The 1,976-nt window shown below is 44.4% G+C and carries 2 protein-coding genes; both read left to right on the top strand.

Going from position 1 to position 1,976, the window contains the following annotated elements:
• Nucleotides 1–240, top strand: a 240-nt coding sequence (locus F6K49_RS44275) for a hypothetical protein (RefSeq protein WP_293108276.1), incomplete at its 5' end; no start/stop codon positions are given.
• Nucleotides 241–476: 236 nt separating this feature from the next.
• A complete protein-coding gene (locus F6K49_RS44270; protein WP_293108273.1) occupies nt 477–1,853 on the top strand; it encodes a transposase in 1,377 nt (458 codons plus the stop codon).
• Nucleotides 1,854–1,976 lie beyond the last annotated feature (123 nt).

The raw sequence follows: 1,976 nt of genomic DNA, 5'->3' as shown, positions 1-1,976 counted from the left end.
CTACTCAGCTACCCTGGCCATAGGCCACGCGGGGCGCGTTCGGTGCGCGGGAAAGTCACGCCCAGGTCGATAACAGTCGCCCACGGCTGTGCCTGGGAATCCCCATCCCTGCGACGGGTGGGGAGGAATTATCGGTATATCATATCCTATCAAAACTTCCTGAAATTTGAGAACCCCCGTGCTTTTAGCCGGGGGATGAAAAAGAGAGACTGGATTTATCCAGTCGTGTCCTCAATTTGACTTCTAGCCCAGCGCTCTATAAACTCCCCAACACTAGTTCCAGACTCTTTAGCTGATAACTGTAACCACTTCCACACACTGTCTGTAAACATGACATTGTGTGGTCTTTTTAGTTCATCGTAAAGGACAGGGATCCCTTTCATCTTTTTCTTTGACTTTTTCTGAGTTTGACTTGACATTCTTGGAGTATGCGCATAGACTAAATACATGATAACAAACAGGTCGATGTTGTCAAAATGTATAGAATTATACCAATAAAAGCTGTCTTTTCGGATGAGGAAAGAGCTTTTTGGGAATTTCAGTGTAAGCAGTCTAATAGCCTGTTTAATTGCGCTGTTTATTACTCAAAACAGAAACATTATCAATGGTTAGAAGAGCAAGAAGCTTACACTACTTATTGGAAAAAGGATGAATTAAAGGCAGGTTGGAAAACCTATAAATGTGGGGTTAAATACCCCGAGATAGATAAAGCCTTAAAAATGTCGCCTCACTATAGGGCGATGGCGGCTCAATCTGCTCAACAAACCTTAAAGGCAGTAGGGGAAGCAATTAAAAGTTACAACCAGCTAGTGGGGCTATATTACAAAGGAGAAGTTGATAGACCTAGGTTTCCTCGGTACCGCAAATCAGGAGGATTCGCTGCCGTCACCTTCCCAAAACAAGCTCTCACTTACAAACAAGGACTGTTTTACCCTTCTGTTAGCAAGGAAAGTAAGCCAGAACTGCTTACTCAGATAACGTTGACTCCTCCAGAATTTATAGACCCGGATTGGGTGAAAGAGGTAACGATTCGCCCAAGTTACGGTCAATTGTGGATAGATTGGGTGATAGATGACGGAAAGAAGCCAATAGAAGATACTAATTCCGATCTAGACTACTCCCAGGCCATGGGGATAGATCATGGGGGAGATAACTGGCTGACTTGTGTTTCCACCCTTGGGAAAAGCTTCATTATAGATGGCAAAAAACTCAAGGCGATGAATCAGGGATATGCTCGACTAGTTGCTAAACACAAGTCCGGTAAGCCAGAAAAATACTGGGATTCAATTTTAGACCGGATTCAATTAAAGCGAAACAATCAGATGCGGGACGCGGTAAATAAGGCTGCCCGTTTCATTGTCAACCGCTGCTTAAACGACAGGATTGGTAATCTTGTTATAGGTTGGAACGAAGGACAGAAAATCTGTTCCAATATGGGGAAGAAAGGGAATCAAAAGTTTGTCGTTATTCCCACTAAAAGGCTCATAGAAAGGTTAAAGCATCTATGTCTAGAGTATGGCATTAAGTTGATAGTCACGGAAGAGTCCTACACCAGTAAAGCGTCTTTTTTGGATGGTGATTCTTTGCCAAAATACGGTGAAAAACCCGAGTGCTGGAAACCATCAGGCAAACGAGTAAGACGCGGACTTTACCAGATTGCTTCAGGAAAGTTGATCAACGCCGATTCAAACGGCGCTGCCAACATCCTAAGAAAAGTAAACACACAGCCATTTAACTTGGCCAAGGTGTCTAGGGGATCTTTGACAGTCCCACACCGATACGATTTATTCAGTCACTTGTCTAAATCATATCGTTATAGAGGTGGAGCGGGACGGGTTCACCCTCCCGCGTAACAACCTTTTAGAATCCCCCGTGCTTTAGCCGGGGGAGATGTCAACTCTTTGATAATGTTCCCGATTCCCGATTCCCGATTCCCGATTCCCGATTCCCGATTCACTCTGCGGCCAGAAATTCCA

Source organism: Moorena sp. SIO3I6 (genome assembly GCF_010672095.1).
This window is presented reverse-complemented; position numbering and strand designations above follow the sequence as displayed.

Bases quoted from the DNA above. Each gene is read 5' to 3' on its own strand.
- F6K49_RS44270 (WP_293108273.1), top strand. From the start codon at position 477: ATGTATAGAATTATACCAATAAAAGCTGTCTTTTCGGATGAGGAAAGA.